General features: G+C 42.3%; 22 protein-coding genes. 10 read left to right on the top strand and 12 right to left on the bottom strand.

What is annotated here, in order from left to right:
• Positions 1 to 30: 30 nt before the first annotated feature.
• Positions 31 to 732, top strand: a complete 702-nt coding sequence (locus tag OEV42_15070; protein MDH3975598.1) for a TIGR04283 family arsenosugar biosynthesis glycosyltransferase — start codon at positions 31 to 33, stop codon at positions 730 to 732.
• A gap of 293 nt (positions 733 to 1,025) precedes the next feature.
• Here the strand turns inward: OEV42_15070 and OEV42_15065 are convergent, their stop codons facing one another.
• From OEV42_15065 to OEV42_15055, 3 genes are all read right to left on the bottom strand, one after another.
• Complete coding sequence (locus tag OEV42_15065; GenBank protein ID MDH3975597.1) at positions 1,026 to 1,703, bottom strand: NnrU family protein; 678 nt, start codon at positions 1,701 to 1,703, stop codon at positions 1,026 to 1,028.
• Positions 1,704 to 1,770: 67 nt separating this feature from the next.
• Positions 1,771 to 2,262, bottom strand: a complete 492-nt coding sequence (locus tag OEV42_15060; protein ID MDH3975596.1) for a hypothetical protein — start codon at positions 2,260 to 2,262, stop codon at positions 1,771 to 1,773.
• 101 nt (positions 2,263 to 2,363) lie between these two features.
• On the bottom strand, positions 2,364 to 3,437 hold the full coding sequence (locus OEV42_15055) for a hypothetical protein (protein MDH3975595.1): 1,074 nt from the start codon (positions 3,435 to 3,437) through the stop codon (positions 2,364 to 2,366).
• Between the two features lie 281 nt (positions 3,438 to 3,718).
• Here OEV42_15055 and OEV42_15050 point away from each other — a divergent pair, with 281 nt between their 5' ends.
• Complete coding sequence (locus tag OEV42_15050; GenBank protein MDH3975594.1) at positions 3,719 to 4,426, top strand: response regulator; 708 nt, start codon at positions 3,719 to 3,721, stop codon at positions 4,424 to 4,426.
• Positions 4,427 to 4,660: 234 nt separating this feature from the next.
• On the opposite strand, the gene OEV42_15045 is transcribed toward OEV42_15050, so the two are convergent.
• The 6 genes from OEV42_15045 to OEV42_15020 all read right to left on the bottom strand — a co-directional run bounded on the left by OEV42_15045 (position 4,661) and on the right by OEV42_15020 (position 10,161).
• Positions 4,661 to 4,957: a hypothetical protein gene (locus OEV42_15045; GenBank protein MDH3975593.1), complete on the bottom strand. Its 297-nt coding sequence runs from the start codon at positions 4,955 to 4,957 to the stop codon at positions 4,661 to 4,663.
• A gap of 258 nt (positions 4,958 to 5,215) precedes the next feature.
• Positions 5,216 to 6,937: a sigma 54-interacting transcriptional regulator gene (locus OEV42_15040; GenBank protein MDH3975592.1), complete on the bottom strand. Its 1,722-nt coding sequence runs from the start codon at positions 6,935 to 6,937 to the stop codon at positions 5,216 to 5,218.
• Positions 6,938 to 7,627: 690 nt separating this feature from the next.
• The gene (locus OEV42_15035) at positions 7,628 to 8,020 is read right to left on the bottom strand and encodes a DUF393 domain-containing protein (protein MDH3975591.1); all 393 of its coding nucleotides are present in this window, start codon (positions 8,018 to 8,020) and stop codon (positions 7,628 to 7,630) included.
• 13 nt (positions 8,021 to 8,033) lie between these two features.
• Complete coding sequence (locus tag OEV42_15030; GenBank protein ID MDH3975590.1) at positions 8,034 to 8,498, bottom strand: DUF2269 domain-containing protein; 465 nt, start codon at positions 8,496 to 8,498, stop codon at positions 8,034 to 8,036.
• Complete coding sequence (locus tag OEV42_15025) at positions 8,498 to 9,781, bottom strand: SDR family NAD(P)-dependent oxidoreductase (GenBank protein MDH3975589.1); 1,284 nt, start codon at positions 9,779 to 9,781, stop codon at positions 8,498 to 8,500. The genes OEV42_15030 and OEV42_15025 overlap by 1 nt, the downstream gene beginning before the upstream one ends.
• The gene (locus tag OEV42_15020) at positions 9,781 to 10,161 is read right to left on the bottom strand and encodes a hypothetical protein (GenBank protein MDH3975588.1); all 381 of its coding nucleotides are present in this window, start codon (positions 10,159 to 10,161) and stop codon (positions 9,781 to 9,783) included. The genes OEV42_15025 and OEV42_15020 overlap by 1 nt, the downstream gene beginning before the upstream one ends.
• 218 nt (positions 10,162 to 10,379) lie before the next feature.
• Here OEV42_15020 and OEV42_15015 point away from each other — a divergent pair, with 218 nt between their 5' ends.
• Positions 10,380 to 12,236 carry an ATP-binding protein gene (locus OEV42_15015; GenBank protein ID MDH3975587.1) on the top strand — a complete coding sequence of 619 codons (1,857 nt, stop codon included), beginning with the start codon at positions 10,380 to 10,382 and terminating at the stop codon, positions 12,234 to 12,236.
• 337 nt (positions 12,237 to 12,573) lie between these two features.
• Entirely contained in the window at positions 12,574 to 13,920 is a 1,347-nt protein-coding gene (locus OEV42_15010; GenBank protein MDH3975586.1) for a sigma-54 dependent transcriptional regulator, read from the top strand.
• Positions 13,921 to 13,924: 4 nt separating this feature from the next.
• On the opposite strand, the gene OEV42_15005 is transcribed toward OEV42_15010, so the two are convergent.
• The 3 genes from OEV42_15005 to OEV42_14995 form a co-directional block, all read right to left on the bottom strand.
• Positions 13,925 to 14,212, bottom strand: coding sequence for a hypothetical protein (locus OEV42_15005; GenBank protein ID MDH3975585.1), 288 nt, complete (start codon positions 14,210 to 14,212; stop codon positions 13,925 to 13,927).
• Between the two features lie 151 nt (positions 14,213 to 14,363).
• On the bottom strand, positions 14,364 to 15,821 hold the full coding sequence (locus OEV42_15000) for an ATP-binding protein (GenBank protein MDH3975584.1): 1,458 nt from the start codon (positions 15,819 to 15,821) through the stop codon (positions 14,364 to 14,366).
• A 193-nt stretch (positions 15,822 to 16,014) separates the two neighbouring features.
• The gene (locus OEV42_14995) at positions 16,015 to 16,323 is read right to left on the bottom strand and encodes a hypothetical protein (GenBank protein ID MDH3975583.1); all 309 of its coding nucleotides are present in this window, start codon (positions 16,321 to 16,323) and stop codon (positions 16,015 to 16,017) included.
• A 355-nt stretch (positions 16,324 to 16,678) separates the two neighbouring features.
• Here OEV42_14995 and OEV42_14990 point away from each other — a divergent pair, with 355 nt between their 5' ends.
• The 6 genes from OEV42_14990 (at position 16,679) to OEV42_14965 (ending at position 19,903) form a co-directional block, all read left to right on the top strand.
• Positions 16,679 to 17,035 (top strand): hypothetical protein, encoded by a 357-nt coding sequence (locus tag OEV42_14990; protein MDH3975582.1) that lies wholly within the window; start codon positions 16,679 to 16,681, stop codon positions 17,033 to 17,035.
• A 149-nt stretch (positions 17,036 to 17,184) separates the two neighbouring features.
• The gene (locus OEV42_14985; GenBank protein MDH3975581.1) at positions 17,185 to 17,373 is read left to right on the top strand and encodes a hypothetical protein; all 189 of its coding nucleotides are present in this window, start codon (positions 17,185 to 17,187) and stop codon (positions 17,371 to 17,373) included.
• A 171-nt stretch (positions 17,374 to 17,544) separates the two neighbouring features.
• Positions 17,545 to 17,970: a helix-turn-helix domain containing protein gene (locus OEV42_14980; protein ID MDH3975580.1), complete on the top strand. Its 426-nt coding sequence runs from the start codon at positions 17,545 to 17,547 to the stop codon at positions 17,968 to 17,970.
• Positions 17,971 to 18,259: 289 nt separating this feature from the next.
• On the top strand, positions 18,260 to 18,991 hold the full coding sequence (locus OEV42_14975) for a TIGR04255 family protein (GenBank protein MDH3975579.1): 732 nt from the start codon (positions 18,260 to 18,262) through the stop codon (positions 18,989 to 18,991).
• On the top strand, positions 18,988 to 19,485 hold the full coding sequence (locus OEV42_14970; protein MDH3975578.1) for a hypothetical protein: 498 nt from the start codon (positions 18,988 to 18,990) through the stop codon (positions 19,483 to 19,485). Before OEV42_14975 ends, OEV42_14970 begins: the two co-directional genes overlap by 4 nt.
• Positions 19,436 to 19,903 carry a hypothetical protein gene (locus OEV42_14965; protein MDH3975577.1) on the top strand — a complete coding sequence of 156 codons (468 nt, stop codon included), beginning with the start codon at positions 19,436 to 19,438 and terminating at the stop codon, positions 19,901 to 19,903. The genes OEV42_14970 and OEV42_14965 overlap by 50 nt, the downstream gene beginning before the upstream one ends.
• The last annotated feature ends 136 nt before the right edge of the window (positions 19,904 to 20,039 follow it).

Below are 20,039 nucleotides of genomic sequence, written 5' to 3'. Positions count from 1 at the left end.
AGGCAAATGCCTGTCAGTTAATCATAAATAATGGAAAAAAATACCAACAATTCGCCCCTCATCAGTGTCGTCATACCTGCATTAAATGAAGAGGGTTCAATTGAGGCGACACTTGAAGCTGCAAAGAATGCAGCAACTGTTGAAGTCATTGTTGCAGATGGAGGAAGTTCGGACAATACTGCGGAAATCTGCCGGAGCTGTGGTGTAAGGGTCATAAATTCACCACCCGGGAGGGGTCCTCAAATGAATGCAGGCGCAAAAGCATCAAAGGGAGATATTATTCTCTTCCTCCATGCAGACACCCTTTTGCCTTCAGGGTACGATGGTACAGTGAGAGCGGCTTTAATTGACAAAAATACTGTGGGAGGTACCTTTTCCTTTGCCCTTTCCCGTTCATCCCGGGTTTTCTCCCTCATCACTTTTATGGTCAATTTAAGGTCAAAGTTGATGGGCCTCCCCTATGGCGATCAGGCCATATTTGTCAGGCGAAGCGAATTTGAAAAACTGGGTGGCTTTAACCCTGTCCCCATTATGGAAGATGTAGCTTTTATCAGGGCTTTAAAAAAACTTGGAAAAATTAAAATCGTCGACGACGCCGTTATTACCTCATCAAGGAGGTGGGAAAAAGAGGGCTGGTTAAAGACAACGGTGAGAAACCAGGTACTGCTATATCTCTATCTTCTCGGCGTTTCTCCCGAAAGGCTATACCGCTTTTATAAGGCGGTAAGATAAGTGTAAATTAATATACTTATGAATCTGTCATTTCGAAGGTATGTGAGAAATCTTTTCAATCTCTTTAATACTAAAAAAGATTTCTCCCTTCCGTCGAAATGACAATGAGATAACTAAATAGTGTCCATCCAGAAACTATAATAAATTAAACTTTGTTTTCAATTCGGAAAGGAGGGATTTTTTGTAAGGTCAAGGAAATCAAGGGTTTCGCCGAGTTGTACGACTGTACATCGCACAAGCAAAACCGAAGATTGACGCAGAGATTGCGAAAAAGCACCCTTGACCGATGAAAACTAAATAGCCGGAACGCCAAAGAGCATAGCATGGAAATAAAGAAAAAGACTAAAAACCACCATTCCACCCACAAAGCGGCCTAAACCTATCTCTTTCAGTTTAAGCCTGTTTCTTTTCTGAAGAATCGCTATAAAGGGGAAACTCGACGTTTTCGCTGCAAAACGGTCCCATCGCCTTTTGGAGAGCTTCATTCTTTTGCGGTCTATAAGCAGTGGGCCCATTAGGGAAAGAAAGAGAAGGGAGCCGAAAAAGATGAGTGACGCCCCGTCACCATTGGCCATTAAATGAACAAGCCCCCAGAGTGACGTTCCCCACATAACAGGATGCCGGGTAACCCTCAATATGCCTCTTGCAGGCTCCTCCCCTGTGAGAAGCATTTCCCCGCCGATAGCTGTAGGACTGGCAGTCGACACACCTGCAACGACAAAGAGGAAGGCAATAAACATGGCAAAGGCGGTGACAGGTTTTATTGCCGGCAGATCTCCCCAGAGTTCCATATGTGGCGCTCTGCCATAGGCCACGGACATCCAGACAACGCCTATGAGGGATAAAAGGGCGAAAGCCGCCTTAAAGGCTGTCCCACCCATCATATTAAGGAGTATTTTACGAAGAGCTGTGCCTGAAATAAAAAGATGAATGAAAATAAAAAAAAGTGACGCTATAAGAAGATTAGCCATACTGATCTATAGTATATAAACACTTTTAAGAACACCATAATGGTCAACAGATTTTTTTAACCCTTCTTTACTGGGCGGTTTTTATTTCCTCAATTTTTTCCTGCGCACTTGTTAGCAGTTTTTCAATGGAGGAAGCATCTTCAAAGTAATCAAGTTCATCGCTCATTTCATCAAATCCGATAAACCAGGTAAGGGCAGCATCGAGGACAAAATAACCGATGGTAAAATAGTCGTCTGTGGCGTAAATGTTCTGTATATGATCAGCATTGACGTAAACATCGATCTGTGACGCTTTCTTCATATCGGCAAGGGCTTTCTCCAGCTTCTTTAGATCCTCTTCCGCAATAGCTGCAATGTCATATTCATCCTCCAGTTCACCTTCCCTGGTAAGCTGGAGAAAAAACTGGGACTTGCCTTCCGAATCGATGAGCATAACCTGGGCGCCAAGCGCGTTTGTATTCGATTGCAGGGCTTCCAGATCATAACTTACCGTCCTTATTAACTTTCCTTTTTCAGATACCTTTTTTTGAAACTTTGTCAAATCGTTTATTTCATCCATTTTATTGTGCTACTCCCGATTATTATTTAAAAGTTTAATCCTGAAAAACAGGACTATGTTGTGGTGCCATATTACCAGCGGCGCTTGCTTAAGTCAAACATCTACCACCGGGGGTTGTATGTAATTGAAATGGCCCCGGCTTTCATATTTTTATTACTCCCCGCTTTACAGCCCCCGGCGTCGATATTGCCGTACCACTCGTGAAATTTGAGCAGCTCTACAGGATTCATTACACATTCCTTTTTTCCATAAGGGTGACCAAAGTGAAAAAGGAGGTGGCCTATTTCATGGGACAGGTAAGCGCCGGCAAGGCGTGCAGCTGTGGCCGGATCATATCGCCTGTTATCCCTGAATTTAAGCAAGGTTTCATATTCGTTGGAATAAAGAAAAGTGGTAAAAAAGATGTAGCTTCCAAAAAGGCTGTTCTTGTTATAAGTTGTTCCCCCGGCCGTAATACCGCCGCGGATGGCGGAGTGAATATCCTGGCCGTAGTACTCTGCGCTTGCAATGAGTTGATTTGTTAAAACAAGGTCATAGGGCACTTCGCCATAACCGAGCATGTCCCAAAGTATATATTCATTAAAAAAGGTGTCATCAATTACCGCTTTACCGTCAACGGCTTTTACCCTTTTCCACTCTTCCAGCCTTGACAGCGTTGTATTAACTAATGCAACGGCAAGATCCCTGTATGTCTCTTCTTTCGGCGCCTTTATGAGGTAGGGTCCGGCAAAATCGAACATCTGATGAAGCGGTGTTTTCTTCTTTCGAAGTTGAGCCTCCATATTTTCAAGCAAACGATACCTTTCCCCTTCATGATTTTTAAAATCATAAATCAATTCATTTGCCCGTGAAATCATTTCTTTGGACAAACGGGAATTCATCAATTCCGCCAGCCCTGTCTCCCCCTTAAAGTCAAAGATAAGATCAACATTGAAATGCGCTTTAGTTATAGCCCTTGCCTCCCGCAACAAGCCATTTATCTGCTCTTGCGTCATTCTGGAAAAGCGGGGATTGACGGCATAAACAACACGTAATTTAATTGACCCCTCCGAAAAAACCGGCAAGGGAACGGATTTCCAGCCCTTTTCATCCTGCTTATTTGAAAGAGGGCAGGACAGGGAAAAAAGGAGAAGAACAAAAAGGGCAATCCTTCTATAAAACCGGTAAGTATTCATAGCGCTCCCGATAGAATTAAAAAGAAAAAACTTCTTTTTCTTTTATCAGCTATTTACTGAATAAAAGCATAGTTTCCGGCAAATAGCAAAGGGAGGAGACAGGAGGGCTGCCGGAAAGTCTTTAATCAACAGCCTGTTAAGCCTTTTTTGGATAATCATTCCGCATTTACCTTAACGGACGCCCCTTTATTATTCGTCATTATTCGTAAGGGGAAATTCTTTGTGCTAGACTGAATTAGTATGTCTTTAAAGGTAAAAAATAACTGGAGGCAGTCAGATAGATGAATAAAATCCTCATCGTTGATGATTCCCGTTTTTTTCTATCATTAGTTGAGTCACTCCTCGACAGGTGGGGTTGCAAAATGTTGACGGCAACAAATGCGGAAAATGCCTTAAAACTCATCGACAGCGAAAAACCCCGCATAATACTTCTTGACCTGCACATGCCTCATGTAACGGGAGATAAACTCTGCAAAATAGTAAAAAGTAAACCCGAATATGAAGAGATTATCATTATCATGCTGATTGCGTCCAACAAGCAAGCAGATATAGACAAATGCTTTAAGGCAGGATGCAATGATTATATTACCAAGCCCATTGATAAAGAAAATTTATTAAACTCAATAGGCAAATACATACCCATGGTAAAGCGGAACTACGAAAGAGCGCCCATTTATGAGAGTGTTAAGTATTATCATAATAACGCTGAATATTCAGGGCACATCCACGTTATCAGCCAGGGGGGGGCTTTCATCATGGGTGAGCATATGGTGCCACCGGAATCCGTCATCAAATTGATATTCTCCATCTCCAAAATGCATGAGTCAATGGAGATCATAGGAAAAGTAGCATGGAATTTTGACTCAAAGGAAAAATTCCCCCAATTGCTCGCTACGGCTCAGGGAATGGGTGTCCAGTTCATAAAAATAAGCGACAGCGCCAAAAGTGCAATTATCAAATATATGGCGCTTGGTAACTTTATGATTTAGTGGGAGTAAAAAACAGGTTGCGGGACAAAGATCATTTAAACCACGAAAAAAGCCGGTAATAACTAAAAAAAGAGATTAATTTTGTAACTGTCAGTGTGTTCAGTTTCTTTCCCTGGTTTATGGGAGGGCCTTTATGCCCAAGGTCCTCCCATTTATAAACTTTTTTTAATAAGACTTTACTCCGATTCCGGACTGAGTTCCAATTTAAACCGCTAAAAAGATTCAAACATATTTTCAATCAACCCGTTTGACAATACCTTCCTGCAGCAAAACCAATGCTTCCTGCATCATATCTTTCAGGACGACATTTTCCTTGACCATCTGGTTATTTAATTCATTAACCATTAATCCTTCAAGCCATATGGCGTACCTTTGCCAGTCTTCGGGAGACTTATCGACAACGATATCTGTTTCTGCTTCAAAATCAAACCGTAATTTTTTAATACTCTCTTCCATTTCGTCCTCCTTTATTTTAGCTTTCATGGTTGGCTCCATGCTGATTGCTTCCACTGCCTCCTGAAATAATTTCATTTCTTCTCCTTTAATCTGTTTCTTAAATTATTACACCGGACAAACTGAATTCACATTTTGACAAGGTATAATTCAAAAGGCGTGCCAAAAAATAAAGTGGAGTGGAAAATAAAATAAGCTTATCATTACATATACTTATCAAAGAGCCACTCTTTTAAAGCCGACGGCTGACAGTAACGATGCGTAGCAGGTTACAGGGAGCCACTTGACACACAAGTGTACCCTGATACACTTGTGTGTCAAGTGGCAAATTATGACTTAAAGCTCAACTATTTTGTAGGCGGATATTTTTCTGTGAATGGTGCTGCGGCTAATACCGAGCCTCCTGGCAGCCTTGGCTTTATTCCATGAGGTTTTTTCGAGGGCTTCTATAATTAACGTGCGTTCATCCTTCTCTGCGCCGCCAGCTTCGTCTTCCCTTTCTTCCCTTAATTCCCAGGGCAAATGATGAAGGCCCATGACCCTGTCCTTGCAATAATCCCGGCACAGGATAAAGCCGTATTCAATGACGTGCTCCAGCTCCCTGATATTCCCGGGCCACGGATAAGCGAGAAAAGCGGCTATCACTTCATCGGATATGCCGGTAATGTTCTTCATGAATTTTTTATTATATTTATCTATGAAACTTTTTACCAGCAAGGGAATATCTTCCTTTCTTTCCCTGAGAGGCGGTAACTTTATTTCAACAACCTTGAGGCGATAGAAAAGGTCTTCCCTGAATTCATCTGACTTGATTTTTTGCCTCAAATCACTGTTTGTTGCCGCCAGTACCCTTACATCGACCTTTCTTACACCCGACTCGCCTACCCTTTCAAACTCTCCTTCCTGCAAGATCCTCAGGAGACGAAGCTGCATGCGCGGTGAAATATCCCCTATTTCATCGAGGAGAATAGTCCCTCCGTGGGCCTTCTCAAAACGACCGGCCTTATTCCTGACGGCCCCTGTAAAAGCGCCTTTCACATGACCGAAAAGTTCACTTTCCAGAAGGTTTTCCGAGAGCGCGGAACAGTTTATTTTCACAAAAGGTTTATCCCGGCGAATACCTCTGTAATGAATGGCTTCCGCCACAAGCTCCTTTCCCGTACCACTCTCACCGGTAATGAGAACAGTCGTATCCACATGGGCCAGACTTTCGATGAGGCCATAGAGAGTGAGCATCCTCTCACTCTTGCCGACGATATTGCAGCTTTTTTCCCTTGTCTTAAGATCTTCCTCCAGGCGGGACAATCTCGTTGAATCCCTTATCATTAGCAGGGCGCCCCTGAAACCGCCCTTGCCATCAATAAGCGGAGTTGAGGAGAGAGAAACGATCTGTCCCTGCCTCAGCGAATGTTCACAGGCAATATTGTTCATATCACAGGATTCTCTCCCTGCCAGCGTCTCTTTCAAAAGCCCAAGACATCTTAAACTGCACCGGTGGGGCAACAGATCAAACCTGCTTCCAAGGGAAACCCGCCTAATATAACCACAAATATCTGTAACGGCATCATTCATCTCAATGACTTTCAGATTATTATCAACCGATACAATACCGTCTTTAGCGCTCCGGAAAATAGCATCCAGATTGACACGGTACTTCTCATTTTCATCGACTATCCTTTTGTGACGGGCGGCCATTTTTGCGACACGAAGCAGAGTTTCCTTCCTTATCGGCTTGGGAATATAATCATAGGCGCCAAGACGAAGGGCCTCCGTTGCCGTATCGAGAGCAGGCGCGCCTGTAATCATAATCACCGGCACAAGATGGTTTTTTCCTTTCATCTCCCGCAGCACATCAAGGCCGGACTTGCCGGAAAGCCCCGTATCCAGAAAAACAACATCCATATCATGGGCGGTAAATTCGGCCATGGCGGTTTTGTAATTTTCGGCCAAGCAAACCCTGTATCCTTCTTCTTCGAGAAAACTCCCGAATGCTGCGCGATCATTCTCCGCCTTATCAACGACAAGAACAACGGGTGGTTTTTCATCTCTCCGTGGCAAGCAAGCTCCCTCCCTTCAACAGATAGTTTATTGATATTTCACCTCTTTTAAGGCATCCCTCTAATGCAACAGGGAGCGAATAAGGATATAGCTCATAAACAGCAAAATAATAAAGGGATTTTAAAATAACCGGCACATTGACGCCGGGGAAGAAAGAGAGCAAAAAAGAATAAAAGGACTGAAGTTTAAAGAGAACTAATAAGCATGGCAGAATAATGAAGAGATGATTTGACTTTAAATGCATTCCCACAAACTCCAAATCGCTGTTTACGGCAGATTGCGGCATATATGACCGCCATTTATTCACTATAGGTCAACAATTCGAATTAATAAAGCCTAAAATAGCAGATTTCCCCATTAAACCTAAAAATAGCAGTTGGGTCACAGTTTCCAGGTTTGACCTTTCTTCCTCTCCTCCTTGACAAGTGCCGGGACAAGTTCTTAAATTTAATGAAAATCCCCGGTGGCGGATCGGTGGGATATGGTATTAATTCATTCATTCTATATTAAAGAAAAAGACGGAGAATTTCACCTGCCAGCCATTAATGGAGATAAAATTTTCCCGTCATTTCGACCAAAGGGAGAAATCTTAAGATTCCTCACAATCTTTACCCTCATGGGCATAAACCCTAGTAAGAGATATTTATTTTAAATACCTTATTAATAGGTTTACCATTACTTCAATTTGTTTTACTTTGAGCATCGACCACTCTCACATATGCCGCTTTTCGAACTATAACGAAAGCGATACAGGGCAAACAAGCTGTAAACAAGATCATAAAAGGGCCTTACGAAGGGCAGCTTTGCAGGCAACCATAACCAGCCAAGCCCGACAGCGCGATAAAGCTCAATGACTGCGTCAATGCCTGAAACAATATGTCCACCAGGGAAAACACCGTGGATGCTGCCCATCAGTTCATCAAGGCTTTTTCCATACAGTGAAGATTCAAATGCAGGCGCACTGATATCCTCTGTAAGCAGGCTTCCTTTTCTATCTTTTCCCTTCAACCAGGCAATTTCAGCCTTGCATATTGGGCACCCCCCATCGTAGAGGATTTTGAATTTCCAATTATTCTCACTCATTTCCTCCTCCTTTTCAGAGCGGCTTAAAAACCATGCAATGAAATACAATAACCATAGCCGGAAAAGCAACCACACCAAGCCAGAACCACCATCTTTCATATTTCCAGTATTTAGCTGAAAGCTCCCCTCCCTTATGCAAAGCATCTTCAGCCAGTTCACGCATCTTCATTTGAAGCCAGACCACAGGCAGCCAGCAGATGCCTGCCAATCCGTAAAGGGCAAAGGAAGCCATAATCCAGGGATCGTAAATGTTATAGCCCCCTATATACATCATCATGATGCCCGTAAGGGGTTGGATGATGACGGTGGGTGTTGTAAAAAACCAATCTGCCAAAACCACATTTTTTGCGGCAAAAGCGATGGAAGGCACGTCTTTGCTTAAGTTTGCACGGAACATATAAAAGGCGCTTCCCACACCGGTGCCGAAGAGAAAGGTGGAACTGAGAATATGAATAAATTTGAGCCATAAATAGTCCATCATTTCTCCTCCTTGAGCATGACGATTAATATGGAAACTATGAAGGGTATGTTTTTGGTAACAGGCCCGAAGGGGTGCAGCCAGAAGGCAGGCAGTTCCAGGGCAATAATGAGTGAGTAAAGAGCTATCACCATAACCTGGATTATAGATACCTCTTTTATACGGTAACCGGTCAACATGGCAAGGCCGAGCATGACATCGACAAAGGACGCGCCGTAGAGCAATAGCGGTAGCATTGCCCCCTCGGCGCCCACAGTTCTAAGCAGTGCATAACTCTCTTCCACAGGATAAATAAAGGCCGAAATAAGGCCCGAAGCTATCCAGACAAAGGCGATGGAATACTGTAAAAGGGGAAGCAAAAAGTAGAGCCTCGCATGCCGGTAATCAGCCTGTAGGGCGGGACTGTGATCTATCATTTTTTTTAGAGGTTTAGGTTCAATGCCTGTGAGTTTCGTCAGTTCTGCCGGATCTCCCGTATTGCCTCTAAGAAGCATATCCAGCGCTTCACCGTTCATGGGGCTGTTTTTGATGAAATTCCCGAACCAGGCGCTTAGCCGGACAAGAGGCAGGGGAACTTTTAAAATAAAGGGCTTTTTCAAGCCAAGATACTTTCTGAAGCCTAGAAGGAGATCGACAAAAGTAATTGCCTTTGGCCCCACCAGTTGAACTGTGCACCTTAGCTCTTCCTCTTTTTCAATGAATTTTAGAACGGCATCCGATAAATCACTAATATGGATGGGCTGAAAATATTGTTTCCCATCACCGATTTGGGATATGACGGGCATGGCCGCCATAGCCATAAAGAGGGCCGTACTTTTGCCACCCCTGCCGTAAACAACGGAAGGATGGAGGATGACGTAATCAACATCGAGGGTTTTCAAATAGTCGTCAGCCTCTTTCTTGCTTTTATGGTAGCTGCTTCCAGCCCCTTCATCAGCCCCCAGTGCCGAGACCTGGATGATCTTTTTAACACCGGCATCAGTGCAAGCCTTAAAAAGGGCCTTCGGTGTATTACTGTGAAGTGCCTTGAATGTATTTGACCTCGATTCACTGATAATTCCCACGGCATTAATGACTACATCAATCCCTTCAAGCCTATTCATCCAGACAGCGGGATCATGGTCTTTGCTGAAGTCACACCTGATCAGTTTAAGGCCCGGCAATGCTCTTGCCGACCTTTGGGGATTTCTTACACATCCCGTCACTTCATGGCCTGCCTCAAGTAATCTTCTTGCTATATTCGAACCGATAAAACCGCTTGCCCCGGTAATTAGTACGCGCATCACAATACCTCCTTTTTTGCTGTGTTTATACTTTCCTGGCTCTTCTCTTGAGGCGTCGTAGAGATCGTCATCCAGAGTACGAAGCCGACGATGGATAGTGTTACAAGTTCACCTAAAATTACTTTTGAAATTATGCTTCTGAGCATTTGCGATGTAATTCCTGTGGAAGCCAGGGAATGGTTACTTGAGAAAATAACGACAAGTAAGGGGAAAAAAAGAAAAATTAGCTTCGAAAAACCGAGCCAGAAATCAGCCCTTTCCTCTGTGCCGCATAGATCAGTTAATATAGATTTGAGCAACCCTCCGAGATAAATAAGAACAAAAATACTCGCCGCCAACGATAAACCAACTTCCAAACCAAAAAGAACAAGATCTTCCATAACTTTATACCTCCTTAATGAATTTTCCCAATAAGAGTACAAGGCTTGTGCCGGAAACTGACAAATCGCAACATACTGAATTAAAAGGACTTTTGAGTGGCGGTATTTTTCTATTGTAACTGTTGTTTACATTTGATATAGATTTAGCTGTAAACAAAGTTATCAGTTGCTATAGCGTTGTGGATCAGAAGCACTTATTAGTAACAGGCGTATAAAAAATGGAAGCTTTGCCCGGTCTCTATATTATTTCTCTCACAGCTGCCGTCATAAGCAGTCTGGCCATGGCCCTTTTGCTATGGCGTAAATCAGCCGAAAAAGAGGCCCTTCTGCCTCTCATTTTTTTCTGCACGGCTGTCGCTTTATGGCTGTCGGGCTACCTCCTTATAAACGGTGGAACACCTCCATTCATAGAAACAGGGAGGTTTTTTATCAACCTCTCTCCCCTTGTGGCCGCCTTCTTCCTTCACTTTGTTCTTCTTTTCAGCGGGAAAAAAAAGAAAATAATCGTACCCCTCCTTTACGTCATCGCTCTTATCGCCTCAGCGACGGGGATTCTGCTCCATGCCGGGGAAATCAGACCATGGCTAGGTTTTAATTTTTATTACCGTGCTAATAAGGCCACGGCAATTTTAGCAGTAGTAACACTGCTTTATAGCTCACTGGGCCACCTCATTCTGTTAAAAGAATCGGTTTATGCTGATAAAAAGAGACAACGGCAAATGCTTGCCCTTTTCATGTCCGGTCTCTGGGGACTCCTTTCAGCATCAGGTTTTGTCTTCGAAGCAATAGGTATAGATATTTTCCCTTACCCTGTCCTGCTTCTGCCCGGCTATACGGTTCTCCTCACTTACGGCATCCTGAGATATGAATTGATGGAGGTAAATATCTGGGCAAGACGGACCATCACATGGGCACTCATACTTTTTATCCCCCTTCTCATCTCAAGTATTCCCCTTGCCCTATTCGCACGCTTTGGCCTTAGCGGATTTTCAGGCACATCCTTCCCCTTACTTTGGTTTCTTATTCTTGCCGCTATTATGCTCACCGCTCTTATTCAAAAACCGGCGGCTGCCCTGGCGGAAAAAATCGTCTATCCCGGCAGCAGGTTAAACCCTGAAATTGTGGAAGCATGGCAAAGGGAACTGGAAGGCGCCCGCAATTGGGAAGAATTAAGCGGCACTGCCGGAAAACTTTTATCTCAAAATATGAACCAGGATTTAACAGTAAAAGTAGCACCTGAACTTAAGGAATATTCAGCACATCCCCCTGGCACGATCCTTTATAAAGATGAAAATAAATGGAAGTACAGTCTCCATGGATGGGAAGAAGCGGCGCCTGCTATATTGCACAGGGTAAATATCTTCGCCTCACTCCTTGTTTCCGCTGCCCTCCGGCTGGAAAGTTTACTGGCATTAACGGAAAAGGAAAAAGCTTTGCTTAAGGAGCGCCACCTCACCGACCTTGGCCGGCTCTCTGCCTCGGTAGCCCATGAACTGAGAAATCCCCTCAATATTATCAGCATGGCCTCGGCAAGCTGTTCTGAAGAAATAAAGGATGAGATAAAGGAACAGCTCGACCGCTCCCAAAAACTCATCAACGATCTCCTCTCCTATTCAGGGCAACTCAAAATTGAACCGAAAGAGCTGCACCTGAATGAAGAAATTGAATATGTTTTATCCCATTATAAAAATGAAAAGGTCACCATAAATGTCGATGTACCCGAAGAGCTCACCCTCTACTTCGATTCCCACCGCCTGCACCAGGTTCTCTTTAATCTTATGAACAATGCCTGCACTGCCCTTAAATGGACTGAAGGTGCATGTATAAATTTAGAAGCCTCACCCTGCAAGGATGGTCTGGAACTCATCTTTGCCGATAACGGCCCCGGTATGGGAAAGGAATTGGCCGTGGACATATTCAGGCCCTTTGTATCGGGCGGCGCAGGAGGAAGCGGACTGGGCCTTGCCATAGTTCAAAGAATCATGGAGGCCCATGGAGGAAAGATTGAACTTAACAGAAATAAGCCTGGCCACTGTTCTTTTAAACTCTACTTTGCCGAATGTGGCCTTTCTTGAGCCTAAAAGGGCTTGACTTTCCTTCCCATTAAAACGCAGCCGAGTGCAGCCGTTGCCTGAGGGAAAAGGACACAAACTGTCTGAGCAAAGCGAGTTTTTGTGTCCGCCGAAGGCAATGGCGGAAGGAGGGGAGTCCCGCCTTGGCGGGACCAAGTTTTAGGGCGGCCTTTCTTTTGTTACTTTTCTTTGTCCGCAAAAGAAAAGTAAAAATTCTTGTGGCATCGCCTTTTATCTCTAACCCCACCCAGAGAGGGAGGGAGGGAAGGGATTTCAAAGATCAATTTAATGAGGCGAATATTGAACACATTTAACGAATTCAGGAAAGTATAAATAACCAATGAATAATACTGCAAAAATACTTCTCGTCGATGACGAGGCCGCCTTTCAAAGGCTTTGCGCAAAATGGCTCAGAGACCAGGGGCATGATGTGACTGTGGCAGGGGATGCGGAGGAAACAGAGAAACTCCTCAAAACAAGGGATTTCGATATTATCCTTCTCGACCTTGCCCTTCCACCCTCTTTTGAACCTCATGAAGGAATGCGCCTGCTCTCCTTATGTCCGGCCGTCCCTGTCATTATTCTCACAGGCCATGGAAACCGTGACCTGGCCCTCAATGCTATCGAAGAGGGCGCCTGGGATTTTATAAGCAAGCCCGTCGATCCTGACATGCTGAAAGTCATTGTTGAAAGGGCGCTTGAAAAACAGCGGCTGGAAAAAGAACTTAAAAATCTCCGGTCCCAAATTTCGGCTGAAAACCTGGGTATTGTCGGCAACAGCAAATCGACACAGGAACTCCGTTCCCTCATCCGGCGTATTGCCCCTTCGGAGATTAACGTCATGGTCCTGGGACCGAGCGGCACAGGCAAGGAACTCGTTGCAAGGGCCATACACAGGCTGAGTACAAGAAAAGAAAAAATCTTCGTCCCCCTCCACTGCGGCGCCATCCCCGGCGAACTGCTGGAAAGCGAACTCTTCGGCCATCTAAAGGGAAGTTTTACCGGTGCCGACAGGGATAAGGCTGGACTTCTCAAATCAGCCCATGGCGGCACCCTCTTTCTCGATGAAGTGGGAGAAATGCCTCAAAGCATGCAGGTAAAGCTTTTAAGATTTTTACAGGAAGGGACCTATACTCCCGTAGGCGGAAGGGTCGAAGAACATGCCGATCTCAGAATAATTACAGCAACAAACCGAAATCTGGAACAAATGACTGCCCAGGGCAATTTCAGGGAAGACCTTTATTACAGGCTGAAAGGGATGATCATACGCACGCTGCCTCTTAAAGAAAGGATGGAAGATATTCCCGTGCTGGCTAAAAATTTCCTCTTTCATTTGACGGAGGACAAAACAAAAAAACTGGCTCCACCGGCCCTGGAATGGCTCTTAAAACAACCCTGGAAGGGGAATGTGCGGGAACTTGAGAATCTTCTTGAATGCGTGACTGCCCTGTCAGGCCCCCAGGAAGAGATTGCAGTCGATGACCTTCATATGGCTATGTACGGTTCACAAATAACGGAGGAAGTTTCCTTTAATCAGACACTCGATGAAAAGGTGAAGGCTTTGGAAAAGCGGCTTATTCTGGCTGCGCTGGAGGAAACAAAGCGCAACCATTCCAAAACAGCCAAACTACTCGGTATTTCAAGGCCGGGATTACTTAAAAAAATGAGTCGCTTAGGTCTCAGGTAGGATACTACCTTTTTTTTCTCTTTCTTTTGACAGGCTTTTTCTCTAAACATTTCATAGGAAGAACCTTCCCTTTTTTTACATAGGTATAAACCTGGGTAATGGCAGGGGCGTAGGTCGTATTTTCACCAAAGCTTTGACCAACGGCAACGACAAATACATGCCCTTCGATACAATAAGAGGTAAGTTCATTGGGATTCCCCAGTTTTACCCTGTCCCGCTGGACAGCAGCATTAAGGGGTGAAGCATTTAATAAAAACATAACCGCCGATAACGTCAAAAGCAAGCCTTTCATTTAAACTACCTCCCTTTTAATAAAATCGCTTTATGCTGTAATAACAAGCTTTTATGACTCTTGTCAAGCAGGATTTGAAAATGACTAAAACCTGCATTTTTTTATTTTGGCATTTCCCTGCAAAAAACAACTATTAATATTATCCTGTAAATCATGATTGACTATTTATAAAACGATCCAATAATCGGTCAGTCAGGTTTTTACCTACAGTGTAGGCATACAAGCTGCTTGGTTTGAATTCTATCAATTTGTCTTCATGATATCTTTCATCAGTTTTCGTTTTTGTTGTAACCATAATACCCTCCTGATAAAGATGATCTGCATGCTTACCGGCAAAGTCAAGCGTACCTTTAATTTCTGCCCTGTCTGTTATGGCCCTGTCTGACCATTTAACCTCTACCAGCCAAAGCGGTATTTGAGATTTCAGGTCCAGATAAACAAGATCTACTTCACCCTCTTTCCACCTGGCATAATGCAAGTTCTCAATGATTTCAGAGTGAAGCCATTGACTATAAATAGCCGTTTCTGTCAGTGAACCTATAGCTTCAGAATCATCTTCAATATTGCCGAACAGGGCGGCTCGCATTGATGGATTTGTAAGATAAACCTTGAAGAACGTTTCCCTTTTAAAACGCTTTGAATTCTGATCAACTCTATGAATACGTTTAATCAGAAAGGCTGCTTCGAGATATGCCAGATATTTTTTGATAGTATTTTTTGCGATTCCTGCTGATTGACATAATCCTTCCAGGTTGATTTCATTCCCTGAATTATAAGCCACAACGGTGAATAACCTGTTCAGTTCCTGAATATCATTAATCCCATATAAGCTCGGCAGGTCTCGCAGCAGAACTTTATCGATAATATCACTTTTAATATATTGCCCGCTATTTTCCTGAATTGTTTTGGAAAAGACGGCTTCCGGATATCCTCCATAATTGAGGTAATTAATAAATTCCTGGTTTAGATCATTTATGTCATTTGCTGAATAAAGAGGGCGATCATTATCACCAACACTTTCACTTATCAATTCTTCTTCTTTTGATATAAAAAGAAGATATTCCGAAAACGTCAGGGGAGGCAATATAAAGTCTGTAAATCTGCCGGCTCCCGATTCCCGGCTTTTAAGACGTAAGGCAGCGGCGGCGGAACCTGTCGCTACAAATTTATAGGTGCTAAAGGAGTCTACCAGTGACTTCAGGTGAACTTCCCAGTTTTTGAGATATTGGATTTCATCAAAGAAAATATATAATTTATCTTCTCTTTTATGACTAAAAAGTGACTGAAACAGAATAACCAGTTTTTCTAAAGAAAGGCCTGTATAAATAGGAGTTTCTAAAGATAAATAGAGAATCTGGTTTCCTTTAACACCCTCAGATAATAGTTTTTGGACAGTATGATAAACCATTACCGTTTTACCAACACGGCGAGGACCCATGAGAACAATGGCCCTGTTAACACTTTCATCGAGAACCAATTTATAAAAGGGTAAAAAATAAGATCTTCTGGGGTATTCCTGTCGCCTGCTATCGATACCAGCCCCTTCTTCCCACCAGGGATTATCAAATAAGAGACGAGATTTTACTTCATTTTCAGATACTTGCAGCACGCCTACCTCTTAAGATCAAGACTTTGATCTTAATATACACCATATTTAATTAATGTCAAGGCTTTAATCTTAACAATGAAGAATTCATAACCGGGGATAGCGACCTTTTAGATTGGGCAATCCAATTGGGGATTTCAGGGTTAAGTATTTTAAAATCCCGTCCATCCTGTAAATCCTGTCAAATAATAAGCTTTTATACGCCCCTCCTCTCTTCCCGGATTTTCAGCAAAAACCTCTCATCGAGAATATTAATTTTCTCATCCATTTCTTCACCGATCTTTATTATCATTCTCCCCAGGCCCCATAAGGCATCGAGTGGAATCTGAACATGCATGCCTTTTTTATAGCAGCCATTGTCGCTGATCAAATAGGTATATAATGCCAACTGCTCTCCCATGGCCTTGATTAAAGCCGACTCTTCCCCCAGTATTAAATAATCACCCAAAGCCAAATCATTCTCCCCTTTTTCAAAGATTTCCACCAGTTCTTTAAATTCTTTCATCTGTTTACCCTCCCCTTGTTTTGATTATGTTTAAGTTCCCTGAATTTTGATATTTTTATCCATTGACCCCAAGACACCGCTGGGATAGAATCAAAAACTATTTTATTTCCGGTTTTGTTACAAAGGGCTGCGGGTGACTGATAATAGGCCAATACAGCCTTTTACTGAGCATAGATTATAACGCTTTTGAGATTGTTAAAAATAACTATAGACGCAATTGGATTGTATGTCAATCAAAAATAACGCATTTGAAGCTTTTATTGAACGGGTATGCTCTTTGAGGGATTTGAAACCTACAATCACAAATGCTGCTGAAGCTTTAGGTATGAAACGCCAATCCCTGCAAAGCCATAAAATGAGAGGATCTCTCCCGGTAAAACAAGCATATTCTTTTGCTTTTAGTGTAAATGTGTCACCTGACTGGCTTTTGTATGGTGAGGGACCAAAAGAGGCCCCTCAATATACGGCAAAGGGAAATGCCATCATTGATGCCATCGTAAAAGAGCTTAACAATCCCCACCGCCTTCTCCCCATGAACGATACAGCCAGAGTCATGGGGATCAATCCTGACAACCCTTCTCAACATCTTGACTTACCCGAGGAATTTGCTGAAGCTATCTGTCTTGTTAACCAGATTTTTCTGGAAGGGGACAAGAATAAAATAGCTGCCATTATGGCGCAATTAAAAGCCTTTAAATCGGAAACTGAGTAGGAAAATAGGGAAATGAACAAAATGACTAGGCTACGAAATGACACATTAATGATATTCGTAGTTATTGGTCTACTGGCTATTGGTACGGTTTTTTTGTATTCTGTTTCACTGATTTTAAATCCACTTTTATTGCTCCTTATTCTTCCAGCATGGATACTCTATTCGGTATCCAAGCAATATATTTTAAAAGAAGAGCTAGCCTTAATAAGCTTGGTTATTTTGGCGGGGGTCGTGCGCAAGAAGCAGATGAAAAGAGTAGAATAAAATATATTTGGTTGAAAAACTATTTCAATTCTACCCTTAAAAAATACCCGATGTATGGTATTGATGAGGTGTAAAATAATATCTATTTACCAATTTTAAAGGGGCAGGGTGTGTTAATCCCTTTAACATTTAATGCAATTTACATGCGGCGGATTACGCTTCACTAATCCGCCCTACACGGGCTTATGTCAACCACAAACAACACTTTTGATGCTTTCATTGAAAGGGTCTGCCAATTAAAAGCATTGAAACCTACAATTACCAATGCTGCCCAGCTTTTAGATATGAAGCGGCAATCCCTTCAAAACCACAAATTAAGAGGCTCTCTTCCGGTAAAACAAGCTTATCCCTTTGCTTTTAGTGTAAATGTGTCACCTGACTGGCTTTTGTATGGTGAAGGACCAAAAGAAGCCCCTCAATATACGGCAAAGGGAAATGCCATCATTGACGCCATCGTAAAAGAGCTTAACAATCCCCACCGCCTTCTCCCCATGAACGATACAGCCAGAGTCATGGGGATCAATCCTGACAATCCTTCTCAACATCTTGACTTACCCGAGGAATTTGCTGACGCTATCAATCTTGTTAACCAGATTTTCCAGGAAGGGGACCAGAACAAAATAGCTGCCATTATGGCGCAGTTAAAAGCCTTTAAACCGGAAGCTGAGTAGGTAAATAGAACGTAAATTAAGAAAGCGACTGCTTTTTTTGGGGAAAGGATAGAGTCGGGTTGAAACGGTCGCTGTTGTTGATGCACAGTAATTAGTTTAAAAGGTCGATGTCCCCGGTTATTCGGTTATTATTAGCTGTCCCCGGTTATTAAATTATTTATTTATTAAGAACCAATTTTAATATTTATTATCTAATAAGTTGATATTTTGAATATATCTCTTGATATTTGAATTTATAATCTGCTAAGTTTCCTTTAATATAACCAATGGATTAGTGAAGCATAATTTTATGGCTAAACAACGGCATTTAAAAAATGCACCAATTACAGAAGCACTAATCGACTTTAAAGTTAAACTACCCTCTGATTTTCGGATTCAAGGTTTTGAATCATTAATTCTCGATAGGTATCCCAAAAGAATTGAACAACGAAAATATCAAACAAAACTACACATCAAAAAGGATGAGCAGCTTACCCAAGACACAGAATATGATATTGGTGGCTATTTCTTTAAATCGGAAGACGAAAAAAATATTGTACAATTCAGAAAAGATGGATTTTCTTTCAGTCGGTTAAATCCATATACAAAATGGAATGATATTTTTGAGGAGGTCAGAAACCTTTGGGACATATACACAAGCAAGGCTTCCCCAGAATTAATTACAAGAATAGCTACACGTTATATTAACCGCTTTGATCTAGCATTACCAATCGACGTTGATGACTATTTAACGTCACCGCCTAAAATACCGGAGAATATTAATGGAAACATAGGTGGCTTTCTATCAAGAGTAGTTGTTAATAATCCAGGTTTAAAATATACATCTATCATTATCCAAGCATTAGAAATGAGTGCTATACCAGACAATGTTACAGTAATATTTGATATTGATGTTTTCAAGCAGCATGATTTTGAATTAGATGATGACTCCTTATGGCCAATATTTGAACAATTTCGAGATGAGAAAAATCGTATTTTTTTCGAAAGTATAACAGAAAAAACAGCGGGGTTATTCGAATGAGTACTGCATGTATTACTATAAACAACGGGAACTTCCTTCCAAGCTATACTGAGAGGGCTGTCAGCGATGATGCTAACAAGTTAAGAGATACGATAAGTAAAGTAAGAAGAGAGATATTTGAGAGTGTTAGTATTGGCGAGATTGATCGTGAAATTGAAATAGCTTTGAAGGAGATTACAGAAGAATGTGCCAATGATAATTGGGATGGATATGGCGCAAATGCGATAAATGTAAATTCGCTTATAGAAGCAAAACGCTTCACCGATACCCTTCCGACGACACTTCCCTTGCCAGAGGTTTCAGTTGACCCTGATGGTGATATATCTTTTGAATGGTATGTGAGACCTCGAAGAGTTTTTTCTGTGAGTATAGGAAGTGATTGTTTGTTATCTTATGCTGGCATTATCGGCTTAAATAAAGTGCATGGTGAGGAGTTTTTTGGAGATGAAATTCCTAAAACGATTACTGACAACATTCAAAGAATTTTTTCCTAAGAAATATGATAATGTTTTACCTCTTGAAGTTACTAATAATGAAACTATCTCTAGGTTTTTAACCAGCCGTAGCCACTATTCACCTAATGCACCTCTCCCCGCAAAACGAGTAAAATATGGCGCCTTCATGCCCATGATGCACGAGGGAAAGTGGGAATGCTCCGTTTTCAGAATTGATGGACTTCGTGAAGATGAAGTTTGGCATATTGGTGAAGCACAAATAGCTAAAAGCTCAAGAAAAGTTCATGGGAGAGCCGATATTCAAGTTTTATCTATTGGAAAAAAGAGTCTTAATGTGGAACCTGATAATAATCCTCCAAGGCATGCAAATATAAAGGGGTGGCCCGAAGAAAAATCTGCACAAAAATTAAAAGCTCAAGAACTTGCACTAGAAGCTAATTTAGCATTTAAAGCGTAATAAGGGGTTGCCCATTAGAAGTACCCCTGTCAATGGCAAAACGCATCTATTAGCAAGAAAAAAGTTTTTTTCTTGCTGCCTTTTCATAGAGTTAACAATATATTTACCATTCCCGTAGTTTCATTAAGTTTATAGT

Source organism: Deltaproteobacteria bacterium, assembly GCA_029860075.1.
GTDB lineage: Bacteria > Desulfobacterota > JADFVX01 > JADFVX01 > JADFVX01 > JAOUBX01.
This window is presented reverse-complemented; position numbering and strand designations above follow the sequence as displayed.